This is a genomic window from Micromonospora sp. NPDC005173 (assembly GCF_040608515.1).
GTDB lineage: Bacteria > Actinomycetota > Actinomycetes > Mycobacteriales > Micromonosporaceae > Micromonospora.
Window position 1 is genome coordinate 1 of the sequence record NZ_JBEXIK010000040.1, and the last position, 22,709, is coordinate 22,709.

Genomic DNA, 22,709 nt, shown 5'->3' on the forward strand with positions numbered 1-22,709 from the left:
GCCGACTGGATCGCCACCCGCGGCTACGCCACCAGCTGACCTGAAGCAACCAACAACGAAGGGCCGGACCCCCACCAGGGGTCCGGCCCTTCGTCACGCCCAAGGCAGGGAGGCGGTCAGGCCGGGGCGGTGTCGGTGCCGAGGACGGCCAGGATCTGCTCGCCGTACTTGGCGAGCTTGTTCTCGCCGACCCCGCTGACCCGGGACAGCTCGGCCAGCGAGCCGGGCGCGTCGCTGGCGATCTGCCGCAGCGTCGCGTCGTGGAAGATGACGTACGCCGGGACGCCCTGTTCCTTGGCGGTGGCCGCCCGCCAGCCGCGCAGCCGCTCGAAGACCGACGCGGCGGCCGGGGCGAGCTCGGCGACCACGGTGGCCGAGCCGCGTGGCTTTGCCGACCGGCTCGACGCCGGCCTCTCCGGCTCGCGGCGCATCGTGACGGTGCGCCGGCGGCCCAGCACTTCGGCGCTCGCCTCGGTCAGTGCCAGCGTGCCGTAGTCGCCCTCCACGGCGAGCAGTCCTTCGGCGAGCAGTTGCCGGACCACGCCCCGCCACTCGGCTTCACGCAGTTCGGTGCCGATGCCGAAGACGGTCAGCGAGTCGTGGCCGTACTGGCTGATCTTGTCGGTCTGCTTGCCGAGCAGGATGTCGATGCAGTGCCCGGCTCCGAACCGCTGGTTGCGTTCGCGGTCGAGGCGGAAGATGGCGGAGAGCAGCTTCTGCGCGGCCACCGTGCCGTCCCAGGACTCCGGCGGAGTGAGGCAGGTATCGCAGTTGCCGCACGCCGTCGCCGTCGTCTCGCCGAAGTATTCGAGCAGCTGGACCCGCCGGCAGCGCACCGTCTCGCAGAGTGCGAGCATCGCGTCCAGGTGCGCGGCGAGGTTGCGGCGGTGCGCGAGGTCGCCGTCGGACGTCTCGATCATCTTGCGCTGCTGGACCACGTCCTGGAGCCCGTACGCCAGCCAGGCGGTGGACGGCAGGCCGTCCCGGCCGGCGCGGCCGGTCTCCTGGTAGTAGCCCTCGACGGACTTGGGCAGGTCGAGGTGGGCGACGAAGCGGACGTCGGGCTTGTCGATGCCCATCCCGAAGGCGATGGTGGCCACCATCACCAGGCCGTCCTCGCGCAGGAAGCGCTGCTGGTTGGCGGCGCGGGTCCTCGCGTCCAGCCCTGCGTGGTAGGGCAGCGCGGCGACCCCGTTGGCGGTGAGGAACTCGGCCGTCTTGTCCACCGAGGCCCGGGACAGGCAGTAGACGATCCCGGCGTCGCCGGGGTGCTCGTCGCGCAGGAGGGCCAGCAGTTGCTTGCGCGGCTCGTGCTTGGGCACGATCCGGTACTGGATGTTGGGCCGGTCGAAGCTGGCCACGAAGTGCCGGGCGTCGTCGAGCTTGAGCCGGGTGGCGATCTCGGTGCGGGTGGCGCTGGTCGCGGTGGCGGTCAGCGCGATCCGGGGGACCTGCGGCCACCTCTCGTGCAGCATCGACAGCGCCAGGTAGTCGGGGCGGAAGTCGTGCCCCCACTGGGACACGCAGTGCGCCTCGTCGATCGCGAACAGGCCGATCCGGCCACGGTCCAGCAGGGCGAGGGTGGACCGGACGCCGAGCGCCTCCGGGGCCAGGTAGAGCAGATCCAGTTCGCCGGCCAGAAAGGCTGCCTCGACCCGGCGCCGAGCGTCGAGCGTCTGGGTCGAGTTGAGGAAGCCGGCCCGTACGCCGACTGCGGTGAGCGCGTCCACCTGGTCCTGCATGAGCGCGATCAGCGGGGACACGACGACCGCGACACCGTCGCGGACCAGGGCCGGGATCTGGTAGCACAGCGACTTGCCGCCACCGGTGGGCATCAGCACCAGCGCGTCACCGCCGGCGACAACGTGGTCGATCACCTCCTGCTGGAAGCCGCGGAAGGCGTCGTAGCCGAACACCCGGCGCAGCACTGGCAGCGCGTCCTCGGTACGCAGGTCGGTGGGGGAAGCCATCCGCGGAGTCTACGAGCCATCCCCGACAGCGCCCGCCCGGCGCACCCGCGGCCGGGTGTGCCGGACGGGCGGCGCGGTCAGCCGGGCTGGCTGGACCGGTTGGCCAGCCCGCGGGGCGGTGCCTTCATCCCCACCACGATGTCGACGATCTCGATGTAGCGGGCCTTGTTGCCCATCCGGAACGCGGTTGCGGCCGCGTTGATCTCCTCCAGGGTGTCGCCCTCGACCATGGTGACCTGGTCGTACTTGCCGTTCACCCCGGTGCACACGACGTGGGTGAGCTGTTTGGCGAAGCGGCCCAGGTCCCGAGCGTGCTCGGCGGAGACCTCGTGGATGCCCTCCCGGCCGAGGGCGAAGTACTCCGGGCTGATCCGCATGAACAGGAAGCCGATGTACTTGTTCTTGTCCGCCAGATCGTGCATCGCACCCTCCCAGATGTCGGCCTTGACCTGCGGTGATCACGATGAGCGTATTTACAACTACAGATCGTCATCAAGGGCGGCGACTGTCGGGAGGGCGACCCGCGACCGTGGATCGCCCGCCGAGGCGCGACGGGTCCCGGACCTTGGCCGGGCGGCGGGATAGAGTCGCTGATTGACCAATCGCGGCCGAGGGCGGCCGCGGCGCCACGGCTTGGGGGTACGGGTGAGCGAGGCGCGCACAGCCGGCGACGGGATCGACGTCCCGGCGGCCACCGACGGGCCACCGGCGGCGGAGTCGGAGACCACGCTCGTGGTGGTCACCGGGCTCTCCGGTGGCGGCCGCAGCACGGTCGCCCGGGCGCTGGAGAACGTCGGCTACTACGTGGTGGACAACCTGCCGCAGGCGCTGATGCTCGACATGGCCGAGCTGGCGTTCAAGGCCGGCGGCGCGGCCCGGCGTACCGCGATGGTGCTGGACGTGCGCTCGCGCGCCTTCTCCACCGACCTCGTCGGGGCGATCCGGGAGCTCAAGGAGCGCGGTTTCTCGCCCCGGGTGGTCTTCGTCGATGCCGACGACGAGGTGCTGATCCGGCGGTTCGAGAGCGTCCGGCGCTCGCACCCGTTGCAGGGTGACGGGCGGCTGGCCGACGGCATCGCCGTGGAGCGCGGGCTGCTCGAGGAGGCCCGCGATCAGGCCGACGTGATCATCGACACCAGCCACCTGAACGTCAACCAGCTCCGCCGGCGCATCGAGGAGCTGTTCGGCGGGGAGGACGCCCGCCGGCTGCGGGTCACCGTGCTGTCGTTCGGCTTCAAGTACGGCCTGCCGCCGGACGCCGACTTCGTGCTGGACGCCCGCTTCCTGCCCAATCCGTACTGGGTGCCGGAGCTGCGCGAGCACACCGGACGGGAGGAGGCGGTCAGCGCGTACGTGCTGGGCCAGGAGGGCGCGGATGCCTTCGTCGCCTCGTACGCCGACCTGGTCAACGCCACCACCGCCGGCTTCGAGCGGGAGGGCAAGCGATACCTGACGGTCGCCGTGGGCTGCACCGGCGGCAAGCACCGCAGCGTGGCCATCGCCGAGGAGCTGGCCGGGCGACTGCGCCAGTCCGGGCTGGCGGCCAACGCCCAGCACCGCGACCTGGGGCGCGAATGACGTCCCGCCGGGTGGTGGCGTTCGGCGGTGGGCACGGCCTGTCCGCCTCGCTGCGTGCGCTGCGCCACTGCGCTCCCGAACTCGACCTGGACATCACCGCCGTGGTCACGGTCGGCGACGACGGCGGCTCCAGCGGCCGGCTGCGCGCCGAGCGGGGCGGCCTGCCCCCCGGCGATCTGCGGCAGGCCCTGGTCGCGCTGGCCGGGGACCACCCGGCCACGCGCCGCAGCGCCGGGCTGTTCCAGCACCGCTTCGCCACGCCGCCCGCGGACGCGGCGCAGTACACGGACCCGGCATCGGGCGGCCCGGACGGTGGCACTGGCCCGGCGGCGGGCGGCCCGGCCGGTGGTGCCGGCCTGGCGACCGGCGGCCCGACCGGCGGCCCGACCGGCGGCCCGGCCGGGGGTGCTGGCCCGGCGGCGGCCCGCCCCGACGGGCTGGCCGGGCACGCGGTGGGCAACCTGGTGCTCTGCGGCCTGATGGAGCTGCTCGGCGACCCGGTGGCCGCGCTGGAGCACGCCGGGGCGATGCTCGGCGCGGTCGGCCGGGTGCTGCCCATGTCTCGCCAGCCGGTGGGCATCGAGGCGCAGGTGCGTGGCGTCGACCCGGCCGCTCCGGACGAGGTGCGCACGGTGCGCGGTCAGCACCAGGTGGCGGTCACCACCGGGCGGGTCGAGTCGCTGCGGCTCACCCCGGCCGCCCCGGCGGCCTGCGCCGAGGCCCTCGCGGCGATCGGCGCGGCGGACTGGTTGATCTTCGGGCCGGGCAGCTGGTACACCAGCGTGCTGCCGCACCTGCTGGTGCCGCAGTTGGCCGACGCGATCGTGTCCAGCCCGGCCCGGCGACTGGTCACCCTGAACCTCGCCGCGGAGAAGGAGACCCTCCAGCTCTCCGTCGCCGATCACCTCGCGGCGCTGCACTGGTACCTTCCCGAGCTCAAGGTGGATCTCGTGCTGGCTGACGCCAAGGCGGTGGGTGACCCCGAACCGGTCGAACGTGCGGCAGAATCGCTGGGTGCCCGCCTGGTCCTCGCCCCCGTCGCCATCACTGACGGGACTCCCCGCCATGATCCGGCTGCCCTGGGCGCCGCGCTGGTGCCTGTACTGGGTGCCGATCGTTAGACACGTACGTAATCTCCGGCGACACGCCGGAACCGGTCCGTGAGGGGACGCACAATGGCGATGACGGCTGCGGTCAAGGACGAGCTGAGTCGGGTCGACGTGCCCAAGCCCTGCTGTCGGCGGGCGGAGATGGCCGCGCTGCTGCGCTTCGCCGGCGGCCTGCACATCGTCTCCGGCCGCGTGGTGGTGGAGGCGGAGTTGGACACCGGGGCGGTGGCCCGCCGGCTGCGCCGGGAGATCGCAGAGGTCTACGGGTACCCCAGTGAGATCCACGTGCTGGCCTCCGGCGGCCTGCGCAAGGGCAGCCACTTCATCGTCCGGGTGGTGAAGGACGGCGAGGCCCTGGCCCGGCAGACCGGCCTGCTGGACGTGCGCGGTCGCCCGGTGCGCGGGCTGCCCCCGCACGTGGTGGCGGCGAACGTCTGCTGCGCGGTCTCGGCCTGGCGGGGCGCGTTCATGGCGCACGGCTCGCTCACCGAGCCGGGCCGGTCCAGCGCCCTGGAGATCACCTGTCCGGGGCCGGAGTCGGCGCTGGCGCTGGTCGGCGCGGCCCGCCGGATCGGCATCACCGCCAAGAACCGCGAGGTGCGCGGGGTGGACCGGGTGGTGGTCAAGGACGGCGACGCGATCGCCGCGCTGCTCACCCGGATCGGGGCGCACTCCAGCGTGCTGGCCTGGGAGGAGCGCCGGGTCCGCCGCGAGGTGCGAGCCACCGCCAACCGGCTGGCGAACTTCGACGACGCCAACCTGCGCCGCTCGGCGCGCGCGGCCGTGGCCGCCGCGGCCCGGGTGACCCGGGCGCTGGAGATCCTCGCCGACGAGGCGCCCAACCACCTGACCGACGCCGGTCGGCTGCGCCTGGAGCACCGGCAGGCGTCGCTGGAGGAGCTGGGCGCCCTGGCCGAGCCGCCGCTGACCAAGGACGCCATCGCCGGGCGGATCCGCCGGCTGCTGGCACTGGCCGACAAGCGTGCCCGGGACCTCGGCATCCCGGATACCGAAGCAGCCGTCACGCCCGACATGCTCGTGGTCTGATAGGACGGTAAGGCCGCACGGTGCGCCCGGGAGCACGACCCGGCGCAGCGTGGCCTCGCACGCTCGGATATGGTCGCTGCGTACGGCAAGGGGGCCGACACAGGCACACCTCGTCGTGCCACCGCCTCGGGCGGTCAGGTCCTCAGACCGCGGCGGGGTGGCCGAGATGAACCGTCAACGGCCGGCTCCAACGGTCGGCGCACACCACTCCGCCGGCCCGTTGTCTGAAGCCGGCGGACCAGAACGCGAGGAGATGGGACCTGTGACCATCCGGGTTGGCATCAACGGCTTCGGCCGGATCGGCCGTAACTTCTTCCGGGCAGTGCTGGCGTCCGACGCCGACATCGAGGTCGTGGCGGTGAACGACCTGACCGACAACGCCACGCTCGCCCACCTGCTCAAGTACGACAGCATCCTGGGTCGCCTGCCCTACGAGGTCAAGGCCACCGCCGACGAGATCACCGTCGGGGGCAAGACCATCAAGGCGTACGCGGAGAAGGACCCGGCGTCGCTGCCGTGGGGCGAGGTCGGTGCCGACGTCGTCATCGAGTCGACCGGCTTCTTCACCGACGCCACCAAGGCCAAGGCGCACGTCGCCGGCGGGGCCAAGAAGGTCATCATCTCCGCCCCGGCGAAGAACGAGGACGTCACGGTCGTCATGGGCGTCAACCACGACCAGTACGACCCGGCGAAGCACACCATCATCTCCAACGCTTCGTGCACCACCAACTGCCTCGCCCCGATGGCGAAGGTCCTGCACGACACGTTCGGCATCCAGCACGGCCTGATGACGACGATCCACGCGTACACCCAGGACCAGAACCTTCAGGACGCCCCGCACAAGGACCTCCGCCGGGCCCGGGCCGCCGCGCTGAACATCGTGCCGACCTCGACCGGTGCGGCCAAGGCCATCGGCCTGGTGCTGCCGGAGCTCAAGGGCAAGCTCGACGGGTACGCCCTGCGGGTGCCGATCCCGACCGGCTCGGTCACCGACCTCACCGTCAACGTGGGTCGCGAGACCACCGTGGACGAGGTCAACGCCGCGCTGAAGGCCGCCGCGGACGGCCCGCTCAAGGGCATCCTCGTCTACAACGAGGACCCGATCGTCTCCACCGACATCGTCACCGACCCGGCGTCGTGCATCTTCGACGCGCCGCTGACCAAGGTGGTCGGCAACCAGGTCAAGGTCGTCGGCTGGTACGACAACGAGTGGGGCTACTCCAACCGCCTGGTCGACCTGGTCAAGCTGGTCGGTTCGTCGCTGTGAGCATCCGGACCCTCGACGACCTGCTCGCCGAGGGGGTGTCGGGTCGGCGCGTGCTGGTGCGCGCCGACCTGAACGTCCCGCTCGACAAGCAGACCGGCGACATCACGGATGACGGCCGGATCCGCGCGGTGCTGCCGACGCTCGGTGCGCTGGTCGAGGCCGGCGCCAAGGTGGTCGTCTGCTCGCACCTGGGCCGCCCGAAGGGCGCGCCGGCCCCGCAGTTCAGCCTCCGCCCGGTAGCCGGGCGGCTCGGTGAGCTGCTCGGCGCGCCGGTGCACTTCGCCACCGACACCGTCGGTGACTCCGCCCGGTCCACCGTCGCGGGCCTGGCCGACGGTCAGGTCGCCCTGCTGGAGAACCTGCGCTTCAACGCCGGTGAGACCAGCAAGGACGACGCCGAGCGGGGTGCCTTCGCCGACCAGCTCGTCGCGTTCGGCGACGCGTACGTGGACGACGCGTTCGGTGCCGTGCACCGCAAGCACGCCAGCGTCTACGACGTGCCAGCCCGGCTGCCGCACGTGGCCGGCCGGCTGGTGCTGCGCGAGGTCGAGGTCCTCTCCAGGCTCACCAGCGACCCCGAGCGGCCGTACGTGGTGGTGCTCGGCGGGTCCAAGGTCTCCGACAAGCTGGCGGTGATCGAGGCCCTGCTGCCCACGGTCGACCGACTGCTCATCGGTGGCGGGATGTGCTTCACCTTCCTCAAGGCCCAGGGCCTGGAGGTGGGCACCTCGCTGCTGGAGAAGGACATGGTCGAGACCTGCGGCAACCTGCTGGAGCGGGCTGCGGGCAAGATTCTGCTCCCGGTCGACGTGGTGGTCGCGGACGCGTTCGCCCCGGACGCCGCGCACGACACGGTCCGCGTCGACGGCATCCCGAGTCACCGGCTCGGGTTGGACATCGGCCCGGAGACGGTGGCCGGTTTCGCCGCCGCGCTGTCCCAGGCGAAGACGATCTTCTGGAACGGACCGATGGGCGTGTTCGAGATGGCGGCGTTCGCCAACGGCACCCGCGGCGTCGCCGAGGCGATCACCAAGACCGACGCGTTCACCGTCGTCGGTGGCGGCGACTCGGCGGCGGCAGTGCGTGCGTTGGGGCTGGACGAGTCGTCCTTCGGGCACATCTCCACCGGCGGTGGCGCCTCCCTGGAATACCTCGAGGGCAAGACCCTCCCCGGCATCGCGGCCCTGGAGAACTGAATGGCGAGCACCACCCGTCGGCCCCTGATGGCCGGCAACTGGAAGATGAACCTCAACCACCTCGAGGCCAACCTGCTCATGCAGAAGCTGGCCGCGAGCCTCACCGAGAAGCAGCTCACCGCGGTGGAGACGGTCGTGTTGCCGCCCTTCACCGACCTGCGCACGGTGCAGACCGCCGTGGACGGGGACAAGCTGCTGATCGGCTACGGCGGGCAGGACCTCTCCCCGCACGCCGCAGGCGCGTACACCGGGGATATCTCCGGCCAGATGCTGGCCAAGCTCGGCTGCACGTACGTGGTGGTCGGGCACTCCGAGCGGCGGGCCTACCACCACGAGGACGACGCGCTGGTCAACGCCAAGGTGAAGGCGGCGCTGACGCACGGCCTGACCCCGATCCTCTGTGTGGGGGAGGGGCTGGACGTGCGCGAGCAGGGCACCCACGTGGCGCACTGCTCGGAGCAGCTCGCCGGGGGCCTCGCCGGGCTCACCGCCGAGCAGGTCCGCCAGGTGGTGATCGCGTACGAGCCGGTGTGGGCGATCGGTACCGGCAAGACCGCGACGCCGGAGGACGCCCAGGAGGTCTGCGGGGCGGTTCGCCAGCGGCTGGCGGAGCGCTTCGACCAGGACACCGCCGACCAGGTCCGGGTCCTCTACGGCGGCTCGGTCAAGGCGTCCAACATTGCCTCGATCATGGCCCAGCCGGACGTGGACGGCGGCCTGGTGGGGGGCGCCAGCCTGGACGCGGAGGAATTCGCGCAGATCTGCCGGTTCCCGGAGCACATCACCCGCTGACCGCTCGGTATCCTTGACCCCGCCCGTCCGCCGGTCGGTGCCGCCGTGCCCGATCAGACCGGGCGAGGATCGCTACGAGAGGACTGACCCCAGCCATGCCGATCTGGTTCGCATACACGTTGATCGTGTTGCTGATCATCACGAGCGTTCTGCTCACCTTGCTCATCCTGCTGCACCGCGGCAAGGGCGGCGGTCTGTCGAGCATGTTCGGCGGTGGCGTCAGCTCCAGCCTCGCCGGCTCGTCCGTGGCGGAGAAGAACCTGGACCGCTACACCGTTCTGGTGAGTATTGTCTGGTTCGCTGCCATCGTCGGGCTGGGGCTCTGGCTCCGCCTCCAGATGAACAGCGGCGCCTGAGCAGGCCCGTCAAGTCGTACAATCTGCGCGCGGTCCGTTACGACGGGCCGCGCGCAGGCTTTTCTCCGCTGCACCGCGTCGCCCGCCGCCCTACCCCCTCCGGCGGCGGGTCCCTCCGACGACAGGAGCGAGCAGCCGTGCCGAGTGGCAACGTCATCCGCGGCGCCCGGGTCGGGTCCGGGCCCGTCCGCCCGGACGAGCGGCACCATCCCGCCCCCCGACAGGACGTCACCTACTGGTGCCGCAACGACCACCGGATCAACATCCGGATCGCTGCGGACGCCGCCGCGCCGCCGCTGTGGGACTGCCCCCGCTGCGGCCTGCCCGCGGGCCAGGACGCGCAGAACCCGCCCGGCCGGACCCGCGCCGAGCCCTACAAGAGCCACCTGGCGTACGTGAAGGAGCGGCGCACCGCCGAGGAGGGCGAGGCGCTGCTGGCCGAGGCACTGGCCGCGCTGCGCCGCCGCCGAGGCGAGTGAAGGAAGGGCCCGTCAGCAACGCCAGGCGTTGACGACGGGTCCTTCCTCTCAGCGCAGGCTGCGCAGGCGGGCGGGCACGTCGGCCGCCGCAGCCCGGTCCAACAGCCAGCGGGTACGGTCCACGCCGTGCACCCCGGCGGCCGGCAACTGCACCGGCCCGGCGCCGGCCAGCGCCATGCCCACCGCCCGAGCCTTGTCCCCGCCGCCGGCCACCAGCCAGACCTCCTCCGCGGTGTTGATCGCCGGCAGGGTGAGCGTGGTCCGCACCGGCGGCGGCTTGGGGCTGCCCCGCACCGCGCTGACCGTCCGGCTCTCGTAGTGCACCGGGTGCTCCGGGAAGACCGAGGCGACGTGCCCGTCCTCCCCGACGCCCAGCATCAGCACGTCGAAGTGCGGCAGCGCGGCATGCCCGGGGCGGGCGGCGCGCGCCAACTCCTCGGCGTACCCGGCGGCGGCTCTCTCCGGGTCGTTGCCGGCCGGGCCATCGGAGGCCGGCATCGGGTGCACCCGGGCCGGGTCCAGCGGCACCACGTCCAGCAGGGCGGCCCGCGCCTGGGTCTCGTTGCGCTCCGGATCGCCGGCGGGCAGGAACCGCTCGTCGCCCCACCACACGTCGACCCGGGACCAGTCCACCGCGTCGCGGGCCGGTAGCTGCGCCACCGCCCGGTACACGGCGGCGGCGACCCGGCCACCGGTGAGCACCACCGAGGCCTCGCCGCGGTCGGCCTGTGCGTCGAGCAGCTTCACCAGCAGCCGGGCCGCCACGGCCTGCGCCAGCAGGTCGGCATCGGCGTGTACGGCGACACTCGCCTCACTCATCGGTTGTGCCTTCGTTTCCCGACCGCGGAGCGGTCGCTGTCGCGTCGTGCCCGGGCCGGTACGCCCGGAGGTGGCGGGGCGGGATGCCCCGGAGGTGCCGGGGCAGGGGCCGGGGTCACCCAGGCCCTGCCCCCATGATCGGACGGCGCCGGGCTCAGAGCTCGCCGCTGGTGCCGGAGTGCGCGGTGACACCGGCCTCGGCGCGCTGAGCGGTGGCCGGATCCTTCCAGACGTGCACCCGCTGCGGGGACCGCTGCTCCAGCCCGCGCAGCCCGGCGGTGGCGCCCAGCGCCTCCGCGTACACCTGGTCGGCGTCCAGCCGGCGCAGCTCCTCGGCCAGCTCGTCACCGAGCGGCCGACGGACCAGCGGCAGGGCGCGGTCGTCCTGGCCGGTCCGCCGGAACACCGCCATGCTGTCCTCGCGGGTCAGCGTCAACTGGTCGCCGTTGGCGCAGCTCAACTGCACCTCACGCATCCGCGGGAACTCCGTGCTGTCCACCCGACGGGGGGTGATGCCGAGCCGGCTGGCCAGCCAACCGACCATCAGCGCCGCCGTCGGGTCGCTGGGCGGCGCGACCACGGTCGCCTCGGTGACCCGCTCCTCGGTGGTGTCGAACGCCCCGGCGACCAGGGTCCGCCACGGGGTGATCCGGGTCCACGCCAGGTCGGTGTCGCCCGGGGCGTAGTCCCGGGCACGCAGCCGCAGCGCCTCCACCGGGTCCGTGGCCTGCGCCGTGTCGGTGATCCGCCGATCGGCGACCACGCCGAGGAAGTCGGTGGCGATCTCGGCCGGCGGCTCGCCGTGCCACCAGGTGACCACCGGCACGTCCGGGACCAGCAGCGGCATCACCACCGACTCGGCGTGCAGGGCCAGCCGCCCGTACATCCGGGTGACCACCGCCTCGCACGGGCCGAGCCGGCCACCGACGACGATCTCCGCGTCCAGCCGGTTGCGGTCCCGCTCGATCTCGGAGCGGACCACCACCACCAGCCGGCACGGGTGGGCGGCGGCGGCGATGGTCGCCGCCGCCTCCGCCTCGCGGACCCGCTTCTCGTCCACCACGACGATGAGGGTGAGCGCCATGCCGCTGGCCACCCCGCCGGCGCTTCGCCGCTCGGCGGCGAGCGCCTTGACCACCTCACTGCCGGTGGTGTCCCACAGCCCGATCACTGGAGCCTCCTGGTTCGCTCGTTGCGCTCGGTCACGCGCGTCGCCACGCGCGGTCCTCGCGGCCCAGCATCTCGTCGGACGCCCGCGGCCCCCACTCGCCAGCGCGGTACGGCTCCGGCTTGGTGCCCACCCAGGCATGCTCCAGCGGGTCGATGACCTGCCAGCTCTGCTCGACCTCCGCCGCGTCCGGGAACAGGGTGCGGTCGCCGATCAGCACGTCCAGCACCAGCCGCTCGTACGCCTCCGGGCTGGACTCGGTGAACGCCTCGCCGTACTGGAAGTCCATCGCGATGTCGCGGACCTCCATCGTGGTGCCCGGCACCTTCGAGCCGAACTTGAGCACCACGCCCTCGTCCGGCTGCACCCGGATGACCAACTGGTTGTTGCCCAGTGACTCCATGTCGGCGTCGTTGAACGGCAGGTGCGGCGCCTTCTTGAACATGATGGCCACCTCGGTGACCCGCCGGGGGAGGCGCTTGCCGGCCCGGATGTAGAACGGCACGCCGGCCCAGCGGCGGTTCTGGATGCCGAGCCGCACCGCCACGTACGTCTCGGTGGTGGAGTCGGGCGGGACGCCCTGCTCCTCCAGGTAGCCGACCGCACGCTCGCCGCCGACCCAGCCGGGCAGGTACTGGCCGCGTACGGTGTCCCGGGCCACGTCCCTGGGCAGGGTGATCGCCTTGAGTACCTTCAGCTTCTCGGTCCGGATCTCGTCGGCGTCGAAGCTGGTCGGCTCCTCCATCGCCACCAGGGCGAGGAGCTGGAGCAGGTGGTTCTGGAGTACGTCCCGGGCCGTGCCGACGGTGTCGTAGAAGCCGGCTCGGCTGCCGATGCCGACGTCCTCGGCCATGGTGATCTGCACCGAGTCGACGTACTTGGAGTTCCACAGCGGCTCGAACAGGTTGTTGGCGAACCGCAGGGCAAGGATGTTCTGGACCGTCTCCTTGCCCAGGTAGTGGTCGATCCGGAAGACGTCCTGGCGGGTGAAGACGTCGTCGACGAGGTCGTTGAGCGCCTTCGCCGAGGGCAGGTCGTTACCGAACGGCTTCTCCACCACGACCCGGCGCCAGCCGCCGGACTTCTCGTTGTCGGCCAGCCCGGTGCGGGCCAGCTGCTTGAGCACGACGGGGAACGCGGCCGGGGGGATGGAGAAGTAGAACGCCGCGTTGCCGGCGATGCCGTGGGTCTGCCGCAGCTCATCGAGCGTCGTGGCGAGCTGGTCGAAGGCGGCGTCGTCGTCGAACGACCCGCCGACGAACTTGATGTTGCCGGCCAGCCGCGCCCAGACCTCGTCCCGCCAGGGGGTACGGGCGTGTTTGCGGGCCGCCTCGCAGGCCAGCGTCTCGAAGTCGCCGTCACCCCAGTCGCGGCGGGCGAAGCCCAGGACCACGAAACCGGGCGGCAGCAGCCCCCGGTTGGCCAGGTCGTAGACCGCGGGGAGCAGCTTCTTGCGGGCCAGGTCGCCGGTCACCCCGAAGATCACCAGAGCGCACGGCTCGGGGATCCGTGGCAACCGGCGGTCCTGGGGGTCGCGCAGCGGGTTCACGCCGCCTCCTCGCTCCGCTTGCGTCACGTCGTCCATCCTCACGCCCGGAGCTCACCGACCGCGTCGAGCAGTTGGGCGACACCGGCGGCCCGGTCGGTCAGGTGCAACCGCAGCAGCGGCCGCTCCCGGCCGGCCAGCGCCTGCCGGTCGCCGGCGGCCTGCGCCGCCTGCAACTCACCGAAGGTGTACGGCTTGCCCGGCACCTCCAGGTCCTCGGCGACCGCGCCGGTCACCTGGAGGAAGCTGCCGACCTGCGGGCCGCCCTTGTGGTACTGGCCGGTGGAGTGCAGGAACCGCGGCCCCCAGCCGAAGGTGACCGGGCGGCCGGACGCTTCGGCCAGCAGCGACCGCAGGCGGGCCGTGTCGGCATCGGCGAACCGGTCCAGGTACGCCATCACGGCGAGGTAGCCGTCGTCGCCCAGCCCGTCGAGCAGCCAGCGCAGCACGCCGGTCAGGTCACCGGGGGCGCCCTGCGGCGCGTACACCTCGATCGCGCCCTCGGTGAACGACGGCGTCTCCGCCGGCAGGCCCGAGGCCAGGATCTTGTTGGTGTTCTCCTTCGACTCGGTGACGTTCGGCTGGTTGAACGGGTCGATGCCGAGCACCACGCCGGCCACCGCGGTGGCGTACTCCCAGGCCAGGAACTGCGCGCCGAGCGGGCCGTTGACCGCCACGTCCGGGTCGGCGCCGCCGCCCGGCACGTCGCCGGGGGCCAGCGCGCCGCCGTAGCTGATGGTCAGCACGTCCGGGCCGGTGGCGCCGGGGCTCTGCGGGGACTCCACCACGACGGGCAGGATGCCCACCCCGGCCTTGCCGGTCGACTCGGCGATCAGCTGCTCGGCCCAGTCGCCGAGCCCGTCGATGCCGGTGCCGTCGGAGACCAGCGCGACCTTGTCCCGGGCCAACGTGGCGGCCGCGCCGAGCGCGGCGCCCAGCGCCAGCGCCGGATTGTCCCGGTCGCTGCCGAGCGACGAGGCCAGCGAGTCGGCCTGGTCGATCAGCTCCGCCACCTGCACCCCGGCCAGCGCCGAGGGCACCAGCCCGAACGCGGTCAGCGCCGAGTACCGGCCGCCCACGTTCGGGTCGGCCAGCACGGTGAACGCGCCCATCTCGGTCGCGGTGGTCTCCAGCGGCGAGCCCGGGTCGGTGACGATGACGAAGTGCCGGCCGGCCTCCGCCTCGGTCATCCCGGCGTCCAGGAACGCCTGCCAGTACGCGCGCCGGTGGCTGTCGGTCTCCACCGTCGAGCCGGACTTGCTGGCCACCACCACCACGGTGCGCTCCAGCCGGTCACGCAGCGCCGCCCGGACCTGGCCCGGGTCGGTGGTGTCCAGCACGGTCAGCGGCCGGCCCAGGGTCTGGGCGATCACCTCGGGGGCCAGCGACGAGCCGCCCATGCCGGCGAGCACCACGTGGTCCAGGTCGGCCAGCTCAGCGGTCAGTTCGGCCAGCTGCACCAGCAGCTCCCGGCTGCGCTGGTGGGTGTCCACCCAGCCGAGCCGGATCTTGGCCTCGGCCTCGGCGTCGGGGCCCCACAGGCTCGCGTCCCTGGCCGCCAGCCGGCCGGGGACCTCGGCCCGGACCAGCGCGTCCCGGGTCGAGGCGGGAGCGGACTTGTCGACCGCGTCCGCGCCGTACACCGCGAGCCCGGCGGCGGCCTCCACCGGCCCGGCGAGAAGGTCGCTCATGCGTTACCACCGGCCTTCGCGGCGGCCTTGGCGTTGCCCTTGGCGGCCTTGTTCGGCGCACCCTTGCCGGTGGCCGCCGCCTCCAGCGACTTGCGGACGCCGTCGATCAGCTCCTGCCAGCTGGCCTCGAACTTCTCCACGCCCTCGCGCTCCAGGGTGGCGATCACGTCGGCCATGTCCACCCCGGCCGACTCCAGGTCAGCGAAGACCTTGCGGGCCGCGTCGTAGGAGCCGGTGATGGTGTCGCTGCGGGTCTCGCCGTGGTCGGCGTACGCGTGGATGACCGACTCCGGCATGGTGTTGACCGTGCCGGGGGCGATCAGCTCCTCGACGTAGATGACGTCCCGGTAGTCCGGGTTCTTCGTCGAGGTGGAGGCCCACAGCGGCCGCTGCGGGTGCGCGCCGGCGTCGGCGAGCGCCTGCCAGCGGTCGGAGGAGAACACCTCGCCGTACCGCTCGTACGCCAGCTGGGCGTTGGCGATGGCGGCCTTGCCCTTCAGCGCCTTCGCCTGGTCGGAGCCGACCTTCTCGAGCCGCTTGTCGACCTCGGAGTCGACCCGGGAGACGAAGAACGACGCCACCGAGCCGATGGTGGACAGGTCGTGCCCGTTCGCCTTGGCCTGCTCCAGACCGGCCAGGAACGCCTCCATCACCGCCGAGTAGCGGTCCAGTCCGAAGATCAGCGTCACGTTGACGCTGATCCCCTCGGCCAGGGTGGCGGTGATCGCCGGCAGGCCCGCCTCGGTGGCCGGGATCTTGATGAAGAGGTTGGGCCGGTCAACCAGCCACCACAGCGCCTTGGCCTCGGCGACCGTCCGGTCGCTCTCGTGCGCCAGCCGCGGGTCCACCTCGATGGAGACGCGCCCGTCCACGCCGGCGCTCTTGTCGTACGACGGGTGCATCACGTCGCAGGCCCACCGCACGTCGTACGTGGTGAGCATGCGTACCGCCTCTTCGACGTCCACCCCACGCATGGCGAGATCCTGCAACTGCCAGTTGTACTCGTCGGCGTCGCTCAGCGCCTTCGCGAAGATCGTCGGGTTGGTGGTCACCCCGGCCACGTGCTTCTCCCGGCGGAGCTGGTCCAGCCCACCGGAGCTCAGTCGTACCCGGGAAAGATCGTCGAGCCAGATCGCCACGCCTGCGGCGGTGAGCTCACTCAGCCTGTCCGTCATGCCGTCCACGCTCCCTCAGTTGCCGGTCGTGAAACCGGTGATGTCGCCCACCCGGGCCAGCGAGGCGTGTGCCGCCGCCACGATCCGGTCGGGGGTGAACCCGAACTGCTCGAAGAGCACGGTGTGCGGGGCACTCGCGCCGTAGTGCTCCAGGCTGACGCTCTCGCCGAGGTCGCCGACGACGCCGCGCCAGGACATCGCGATGCCCGCCTCCACGCTCACCCGTGCCTTTACCCCGCGAGGGAGCACCGACTCCCGGTACGCCTCGTCCTGCTCGTAGAACCACTCCTGGCAGGGCATCGAGACCACTCGGGTCGGGGTGCCGTCGGCCTCCAGCCGCTCCCGGGCGGTCAGGCAGAGCTGCACCTCGGAGCCGGTACCGACGATGATCACCTGCGGCTTGCCGCTGGACGCCTCGGCCAGCACGTAGCCGCCCTTGGCCACCCCGTCGGCGCCGCCCAGGACGTCGCGGTCGAAGGTCGGCAGCGGCTGGCGGCTCAGCGCCATCGCGGTCGGCCGGTCGGTGTGCTCCAGCGCCAGCCGCCAGGCCCAGGCGGTCTCGTTGGCGTCCGCCGGGCGGACCACGTCCAGGCCCGGGATGGCACGCAGCGCGGTCAGGTGCTCCACCGGCTGGTGGGTCGGGCCGTCCTCGCCGAGGCCGATCGAGTCATGCGTCCAGACGTAGGTCACCGGCAGCTTCATCAGCGCGGCCAGCCGCACCGAGGGGCGCATGTAGTCGCTGAACACCAGGAACGTGCCGCCGTATGGGCGGGTGCCGCCGTGCAGGGCGATGCCGTTGAGGATCGCTCCCATGGCGTGCTCGCGGATGCCGAAGTGCAGCGTGCGGCCGTACTCGTGGCCGGGGAAGTCCTTGGTGGCGTGCGCGGACGGGATGAAGGACGGCTCGCCCTTCATGGTGGTGTTGTTGCTCTCGGCGAGGTCGGCCGAGCCGCCCCACAGCTCCGGCAGCACCGGCGCGAGCGCCTCCAGCACCTTGCCGGAGGCGGCCCGGGTGGCCACACCCTTGGCGTCGGCGGGGAAGGTGGGCAGCGCGTCGGCCCAGCCCTCCGGCAGCACCCGACCGGCCATCCGCTCGTAGAGCGCGGCGCGCTCCGGGTTGGCCTTCTTCCAGGCGTCGAACGCGGTCGTCCACTCCTCTTCGGCGGCGGAGCCGCGACCCATCACCTTCCGGGCGTGGCTGAGCACCTCCTCGTCGACCTCGAAGGTCTGCTCCGGGTCGAAGCCGAGGATCCGCTTGGTGGCCTTCACCTCGTCGGCGCCGAGCGCCGAACCGTGGATCTTGCCGGTGTTCTTCTTGTTGGGCGCGGGCCAGCCGATGATGGTGCGCAGCGCGATGAAGGAGGGACGCGCGGTCTCCGCCTTGGCGGCCAGCAGCGCCTGGTGGAGCGCCTCGGCGTCCTCGTGGTAGTCGCCCTGGTCGGCGTCGCCGGTGCGCCAGTCGACGGTCTGGACGTGCCAGCCGTACGCCTTGTAGCGCGCCGCCACGTCCTCGCTCTTGGCGATCCGGGTGTCGTCCTCGATGGAGATCTCGTTGTCGTCGTAGATCACCGTGAGGTTGCCCAGCTGCTGGTGCCCGGCGAGGGCACTGGCCTCGTGGCTGATGCCCTCCTCGATGTCACCGTCGGAGACGATGCACCAGATGTCGTGGTCGAAGACCGAGGCGCCGGGCTCGGCCTCCGGGTCGAACAGACCACGCTCGCGGCGGGACGCCATGGCCATGCCGACCGCGTTGCCCAGGCCCTGGCCGAGCGGGCCGGTGGTGGTCTCCACGCCCGGGGTGTGCCCGTGCTCGGGGTGACCCGGGGTGAGCGAGCCCCACTGCCGCAGCGACTGCAGGTCGGACAGGCTCATCGGGTAGCCGGACAGGAACAGCTGGATGTAGAGGGTCAGGCTGGAGTGCCCGGCGGAGAGCACGAACCGGTCCCGGCCGGGCCAGTTCGGGTCGGCGGGGTTGTGCCGCATGACCCGGTTGAAGAGGAGGTAGGCCGCGGGCGCCAGGCTCATCGCGGTGCCCGGGTGGCCGTTGCCGGATTTCTCCACGGCATCCATGGCCAGCACGCGGACGGTATCGACGGCCCGGCGGTCGAGTTCGGACCAGTTGAGTGCGGAGTGCTCGGGTCGGTTGGCAGCCACGATGGTTTGTGCTCCTCGGCAGATGGGCGGAACCCTCACTGGTGACCCTATCGAGCGTGCCTAAACGTCCGCCCAGGGATCTGTGCATGGTGTTCGGTACGTGGCGACGGGCTGCGTCGTTCAACCCGGTGGTGTGACGGCCCGCACCGTTGTCGGGTCGGCCGGGCAGCCAAAACGACAACGCGTAGTGTGTGGGTCGGTGTGCTGCCCCCGACCGGGCGCGGCCGAACCGATCTCCCCGTGCCCGACGCCGGAAGGTGGCAATCCGTGAGCATGATCACCGAGCGCCCCGCGAGCAACCCTGCCGGGCCGCCCCCGGCGCGGGCGGCCGAGGGCCCGGTGGCCCGGCGGGACGTACGCGCGATCCTCTCGGCGTACGTGTCGCTCACCAAGCCGCGGATCGTGGAGCTGCTACTGGTCACCACCATCCCGGCGATGATGCTCGCCGACGGCGGTCTGCCGTCGCTGTGGCTGATGGCCGTGGTGCTGATCGGCGGCTCGCTCGCCGCTGGCGCGGCCAGCGTGCTGAACTGCTACATCGACCGGGACATCGACCAGTTGATGCGGCGTACCAAGCGTCGCCCGCTGCCGACGCACACCGTGACGCCGCGCAACGCGCTGGTCTTCGGTCTGGTGCTCGCGGCGGTCTCGGTCGTCCTGATGGCGGCGTTCACCAACCTGCTGGCTGCCGGGCTGACGCTCGCCGCGATCGCCTACTACGACCTCGTCTACACCCTGTGGCTCAAGCGCTCCACCCCGGCGAACACGTTCTGGGGCGGGGCCTGCGGGGCGGCTCCGGTGCTGATCGGGTGGGCGGCGGTGACCGGCTCGTTGGCGCCGGCCGCCTGGGGGCTGTTCGCGGTGGTCTTCTTCTGGCAGATGCCGCACTTCTACCCCCTGGCCATGAAGTACAAGGACGACTACGCCAGGGCCGGCATCCCGATGCTGCCGGTGGTGGCCTCCACCCGCCGGGTGAACGCCGAGATCCTGATCTTCGCCTGGCTCACCGTGCTCACGTCCCTGGCTGTCTGGCCGTTGGGGCTCAGCGCGATCTACGGCGTACCGACGCTGGTCGTGGGCGCCATCTTCCTGGTCGAGGCGCACCGGCTCTGCCGTCGGGCGGCGCGTGGCGAGGCGGTCAAGCCGATGCGGCTGTTCCACTGGTCGACGACGTACCTGACCATCGTCTTCCTGGCTGTCGCGCTCGACGCGCTGATCTGACCCGTTCACGCCGCGAAGTCTCGCCAGTCTCACCCGCATGGCCGTCCCGCCACTGGCGATCTCTCTCGACTAATCACCATCATGGATGAGTTGTCCGGCTTTCAGATCACATCAGAGTAACTTTCGGCCTGAGTCGGATCGGCTCAACCTGCGACGTTTGAGCCCTGATTTGCCCACGTGCTTTGAAGGTAAAAGTACGGATAAATCCGGGCAAGCAACCTGTGGTCTTCCTTAAACCTATAGGTAATTGGCATCACAAAAGCTTCATGGTTCTCGCCCGTCTGAGTGGACTTCTGCTTAGGCTTCGCGTCATGGCAGATGGTTCCGATACGACGCTGACGGCCGAGCAGACCGCCGGCGAGCAGACGCCTCACGGTCTGGTCGCGGGCCTCAAGTCGTTCGCCGCCGGACACGGCGGGGCGAAGGCGGTCATCGAGTACGTCGGCAAGCGTGGCGCGCGAATCGTCCTCGTGGGTTCCGACGGTGAGTGGGGCGACCAGTTCGCCGACGACACCGTCACCGCGCGGGAGGCGTGCGCCAAGGCGGGAGTCACCGTCGAGAACGCCTGGGAGCGTGAACTGATGGACCAGATGCGTCCGAGCAACGACCTCTGGCGGTCGATGGCCCGGCGCACGATGGCCCGCTGAGATAGACACCTGAATTGACCGACCACCACAAGTCGACCCGGGGGAAACCCCGGGTCGCTCTCGTCACCTGTGCCGAACTCGTGGACCTCGACCCGGACGACCGGCTGGTCCTCGCCCCGCTCGCTACCCGGGGGGTCGCCGCCGAGGCGGTCGTCTGGGACGACCCCGGCGTCGACTGGTCCTCCTACGACCTGGTCGTGCTCCGCTCACCGTGGGACTACGCGCTGCGCCGCGACGAGTTCGTCGCCTGGGCCGCCACCGTCCCGGCGCTGGTCAACCCGGCCGCCGTGGTGCGCTGGAACACCGACAAGCGCTACCTCGCCGAGCTGAGCGCGGCCGGCGTGCCCACCGTGCCGACGTCCTGGATCGAGCCGGGGGAGAGCTGGCGTCCACCGGCCGACACCGGCGAGTACGTGATCAAGCCGGCGGTCAGCGCGGGCAGCCAGGACACCGGCCGGTACGACCTGGCCGACCCGGAGCACCGGGAGCTGGCCGGAGCGCACGTGCGCCGGCTGTCCAGCGCCGGCCGGCTGACCATGATCCAGCCATACCTGACCGCCGTCGACACCGAGGGCGAGACGGCACTGCTCTTCCTGGCCGGCCCGGACGGGCTCACGTTCAGCCACGCGATCCGCAAGGGCCCGATGCTGACCGGCCCGGACCTCGGCCCGGACGGGCTCTACAAGGCCGAGGAGATCACCGCCCGCACGGCGCAACCAGAACAGCTGGCGGTGGCCGAGCGGACGCTGGGCACGGTGCCGGGCGGGACGGGGCAGCTGCTCTACGCCCGGGTCGACCTGATCCCCGGCCCGGACGGCGCCCCGGTGCTGGTCGAGCTGGAGCTGACCGAGCCGTCGCTGTTCATCGGCCACGCCGAGGGTGCCCCCGACCGCCTAGCCGAGGCCATCACCACCCACCTGGCCCGCCGCGGCTGACCCCCCAACCGTTCCCAGGCCCGCCCGGGGGCGTTCGCTGCTCTCCGGGCCCGGCCCGGGGGCGTCTGCGGCTCTCAAGGCCCGCCTGGGGGCGTCCGCCGTTCTCCGGGCCCTGGGGCGTCTGCCGCTCTCCGGGCCCGTCTGGGGATGTCTGTCGTTCTCAAGGCCCACCCGGGGCGTCCGCCGCTCTCCGGGCCGGCCGGGGACGTCTGCCGTTCTCAAGGCCCGCCCGGGGGCGTCCGCTGCTCTCCGGGCCCGCCCGGTGGTGTCCGCCGCTTCCAAGAGCCGCGCAAGTTCAGTGAAGTTGTGGCCTCAGCGCGTCGCGACCCCACACTTTCCCTGAAGTTGCGCGGATCTTGAGTCGGCACGGGTCGCGGAGGGGGACCTCGGCCGTCCAGATCGCGCAACATCCTGGATCTAGTGGCATCCCGCGTGTCCGAAGCCCCTACATCCAGGATCGAGCACGATCTTGGCGCGGGGCGCGGGGCGCGGGGCGCGGGGCGCGGGGCGCGGGGCGCGGGGCGCGGGGCGCGGGGCGCGGGGCGCGGGGCGCGGGGCGCGGGGCGCGGGGCCGCGCGAGGTCAGGCGGTGACCGGGACGGCTTCTGCTTCGGCGGGGGTGGTTGCCTGGGGCGCGGGGGCGACCGGGCGGCGTTCGCGGGTGGACCACTGCACCGAGAGGGTGGCGAGCAGCACCAGGCAGGAGCCGAGCATGTGCGCGCCGACCAGCACCGCCGGCACGTGGGTGAAGTACTGCACGAAGCCGATCAGGCCCTGGCCCAGCTCCACCGCGAGCAGGACGACCGCGGCCCGGGTGGCCCGCCGTGCGCCGACCGCGCGGAACGCGAAGATCAGCGCTACCGAGAGGCCGAGCAGCAGGAAGACGCTGTCGGCGTGCACCTGGGAGATCGACTCCGGGTCCAGCCCATTGCGGGCAGCGCCCTGGTCGCCGGCGTGCGGGCCGCTGCCGGTGACCCAGGTGCCGATGACCAGCACCGCGACGCTCACGCCGGTGGTGACCCGGGCCAGCGCGCGCAGCGGCGCCGGCACCACGGCCACCGTCGGGCCGTCAGGCTCGGCCACCCGCCGCCAGAGGGCGTACGCGGCGGCGATCACCGCCATCGAGGCCAGGAAGTGCAGCCCGACCACCCACGGGTTCAGATTGGTGAGCACGGTGATGCCACCGACCACCGCCTGGGCGGGAATGCCCAGGAAGACCGCGACGGCCAGCGGCAGCAGCCCGGGCCGGCGCGGCCGGTGCGCCAGCACGGCCAGCAGGGTGGCCAGCGCGATCAGGCCCACCGCGAAGGTCAGCATCCGGTTGCCGAACTCGATCACCCCGTGCAGGCCCATCTCGGACGTGGCGACGTACGACGCGTCGGTGCACCGGGGCCAGGTGGGACAGCCGAGGCCCGAGGCGGTCAACCGGACGGCCCCGCCGGTGACGACGATGCCCACGTTCGCGATGATCGAGGTGAGCGCGAGGCTACGCAGCAGGGTGCCGGAGACCGGACGGGCGAATCGGTTCACGGCGCAAATCCTACGCACCGTAGTGATCGA

The 22,709-nt window shown here is 72.0% G+C and carries 20 protein-coding genes; 11 read left to right on the forward strand and 9 right to left on the reverse strand.

Annotated features, from left to right (window positions below; translation table 11 throughout):
- Positions 1-116 precede the first annotated feature (116 nt).
- A complete protein-coding gene (recQ, locus tag ABZV00_RS29630; protein WP_355612123.1) occupies positions 117-1,970 on the reverse strand; it encodes a DNA helicase RecQ in 1,854 nt (617 codons plus the stop codon).
- 77 nt (positions 1,971-2,047) lie between these two features.
- Entirely contained in the window at positions 2,048-2,392 is a 345-nt protein-coding gene (locus tag ABZV00_RS29635) for a hypothetical protein (RefSeq protein ID WP_355612126.1), read from the reverse strand.
- A gap of 253 nt (positions 2,393-2,645) precedes the next feature.
- Between ABZV00_RS29635 and rapZ the strand changes: the two genes are divergently transcribed.
- From rapZ to ABZV00_RS29675, 8 genes are all read left to right on the forward strand, one after another.
- The gene (rapZ, locus tag ABZV00_RS29640; protein WP_355612224.1) at positions 2,646-3,548 is read left to right on the forward strand and encodes an RNase adapter RapZ; all 903 of its coding nucleotides are present in this window, start codon (positions 2,646-2,648) and stop codon (positions 3,546-3,548) included.
- Positions 3,545-4,669 carry a 2-phospho-L-lactate transferase CofD family protein gene (locus tag ABZV00_RS29645; protein ID WP_355612129.1) on the forward strand — a complete coding sequence of 375 codons (1,125 nt, stop codon included), beginning with the start codon at positions 3,545-3,547 and terminating at the stop codon, positions 4,667-4,669. The genes rapZ and ABZV00_RS29645 overlap by 4 nt, the downstream gene beginning before the upstream one ends.
- 54 nt (positions 4,670-4,723) lie before the next feature.
- Positions 4,724-5,704: a DNA-binding protein WhiA gene (gene whiA / locus ABZV00_RS29650; protein ID WP_074312802.1), complete on the forward strand. Its 981-nt coding sequence runs from the start codon at positions 4,724-4,726 to the stop codon at positions 5,702-5,704.
- Between the two features lie 262 nt (positions 5,705-5,966).
- A complete protein-coding gene (gap, locus tag ABZV00_RS29655; RefSeq protein WP_328418756.1) occupies positions 5,967-6,971 on the forward strand; it encodes a type I glyceraldehyde-3-phosphate dehydrogenase in 1,005 nt (334 codons plus the stop codon).
- The gene (locus ABZV00_RS29660; RefSeq protein WP_355612132.1) at positions 6,968-8,167 is read left to right on the forward strand and encodes a phosphoglycerate kinase; all 1,200 of its coding nucleotides are present in this window, start codon (positions 6,968-6,970) and stop codon (positions 8,165-8,167) included. The genes gap and ABZV00_RS29660 overlap by 4 nt, the downstream gene beginning before the upstream one ends.
- A complete protein-coding gene (gene tpiA / locus ABZV00_RS29665; protein WP_355612135.1) occupies positions 8,168-8,959 on the forward strand; it encodes a triose-phosphate isomerase in 792 nt (263 codons plus the stop codon). It begins immediately after the preceding gene.
- Between the two features lie 95 nt (positions 8,960-9,054).
- Positions 9,055-9,315: a preprotein translocase subunit SecG gene (gene secG, locus ABZV00_RS29670; protein ID WP_252420214.1), complete on the forward strand. Its 261-nt coding sequence runs from the start codon at positions 9,055-9,057 to the stop codon at positions 9,313-9,315.
- A 137-nt stretch (positions 9,316-9,452) separates the two neighbouring features.
- Positions 9,453-9,794, forward strand: coding sequence for an RNA polymerase-binding protein RbpA (locus ABZV00_RS29675; protein WP_328418753.1), 342 nt, complete (start codon positions 9,453-9,455; stop codon positions 9,792-9,794).
- Between the two features lie 48 nt (positions 9,795-9,842).
- Here ABZV00_RS29675 and pgl read toward each other — a convergent pair whose 3' ends face one another.
- From pgl to tkt, 6 genes are all read right to left on the reverse strand, one after another.
- Positions 9,843-10,613 carry a 6-phosphogluconolactonase gene (gene pgl, locus ABZV00_RS29680; protein ID WP_328418752.1) on the reverse strand — a complete coding sequence of 257 codons (771 nt, stop codon included), beginning with the start codon at positions 10,611-10,613 and terminating at the stop codon, positions 9,843-9,845.
- 154 nt (positions 10,614-10,767) lie between these two features.
- Positions 10,768-11,784: a glucose-6-phosphate dehydrogenase assembly protein OpcA gene (locus ABZV00_RS29685; protein WP_355612139.1), complete on the reverse strand. Its 1,017-nt coding sequence runs from the start codon at positions 11,782-11,784 to the stop codon at positions 10,768-10,770.
- 31 nt (positions 11,785-11,815) lie between these two features.
- Positions 11,816-13,366 (reverse strand): glucose-6-phosphate dehydrogenase, encoded by a 1,551-nt coding sequence (gene zwf, locus ABZV00_RS29690; protein WP_355612141.1) that lies wholly within the window; start codon positions 13,364-13,366, stop codon positions 11,816-11,818.
- Between the two features lie 2 nt (positions 13,367-13,368).
- Positions 13,369-15,018 (reverse strand): glucose-6-phosphate isomerase, encoded by a 1,650-nt coding sequence (locus ABZV00_RS29695; RefSeq protein ID WP_355612143.1) that lies wholly within the window; start codon positions 15,016-15,018, stop codon positions 13,369-13,371.
- Complete coding sequence (tal, locus tag ABZV00_RS29700; RefSeq protein ID WP_328418749.1) at positions 15,015-16,193, reverse strand: transaldolase; 1,179 nt, start codon at positions 16,191-16,193, stop codon at positions 15,015-15,017. Before tal ends, ABZV00_RS29695 begins: the two co-directional genes overlap by 4 nt.
- Positions 16,194-16,208: 15 nt before the next feature.
- Positions 16,209-18,347 (reverse strand): transketolase, encoded by a 2,139-nt coding sequence (tkt, locus tag ABZV00_RS29705; protein WP_355612146.1) that lies wholly within the window; start codon positions 18,345-18,347, stop codon positions 16,209-16,211.
- A 267-nt stretch (positions 18,348-18,614) separates the two neighbouring features.
- Here tkt and ABZV00_RS29710 point away from each other — a divergent pair, with 267 nt between their 5' ends.
- The 3 genes from ABZV00_RS29710 to ABZV00_RS29720 all read left to right on the forward strand — a co-directional run bounded on the left by ABZV00_RS29710 (position 18,615) and on the right by ABZV00_RS29720 (position 21,150).
- Positions 18,615-19,568, forward strand: coding sequence for a heme o synthase (locus ABZV00_RS29710; RefSeq protein WP_355612150.1), 954 nt, complete (start codon positions 18,615-18,617; stop codon positions 19,566-19,568).
- 311 nt (positions 19,569-19,879) lie between these two features.
- Positions 19,880-20,215, forward strand: coding sequence for a hypothetical protein (locus tag ABZV00_RS29715; RefSeq protein WP_328418746.1), 336 nt, complete (start codon positions 19,880-19,882; stop codon positions 20,213-20,215).
- A 14-nt stretch (positions 20,216-20,229) separates the two neighbouring features.
- Entirely contained in the window at positions 20,230-21,150 is a 921-nt protein-coding gene (locus ABZV00_RS29720; RefSeq protein WP_355612153.1) for a hypothetical protein, read from the forward strand.
- A gap of 581 nt (positions 21,151-21,731) precedes the next feature.
- Here ABZV00_RS29720 and ABZV00_RS29725 read toward each other — a convergent pair.
- Positions 21,732-22,697: a COX15/CtaA family protein gene (locus ABZV00_RS29725; RefSeq protein WP_355612156.1), complete on the reverse strand. Its 966-nt coding sequence runs from the start codon at positions 22,695-22,697 to the stop codon at positions 21,732-21,734.
- Positions 22,698-22,709: the final 12 nt, after the last annotated feature.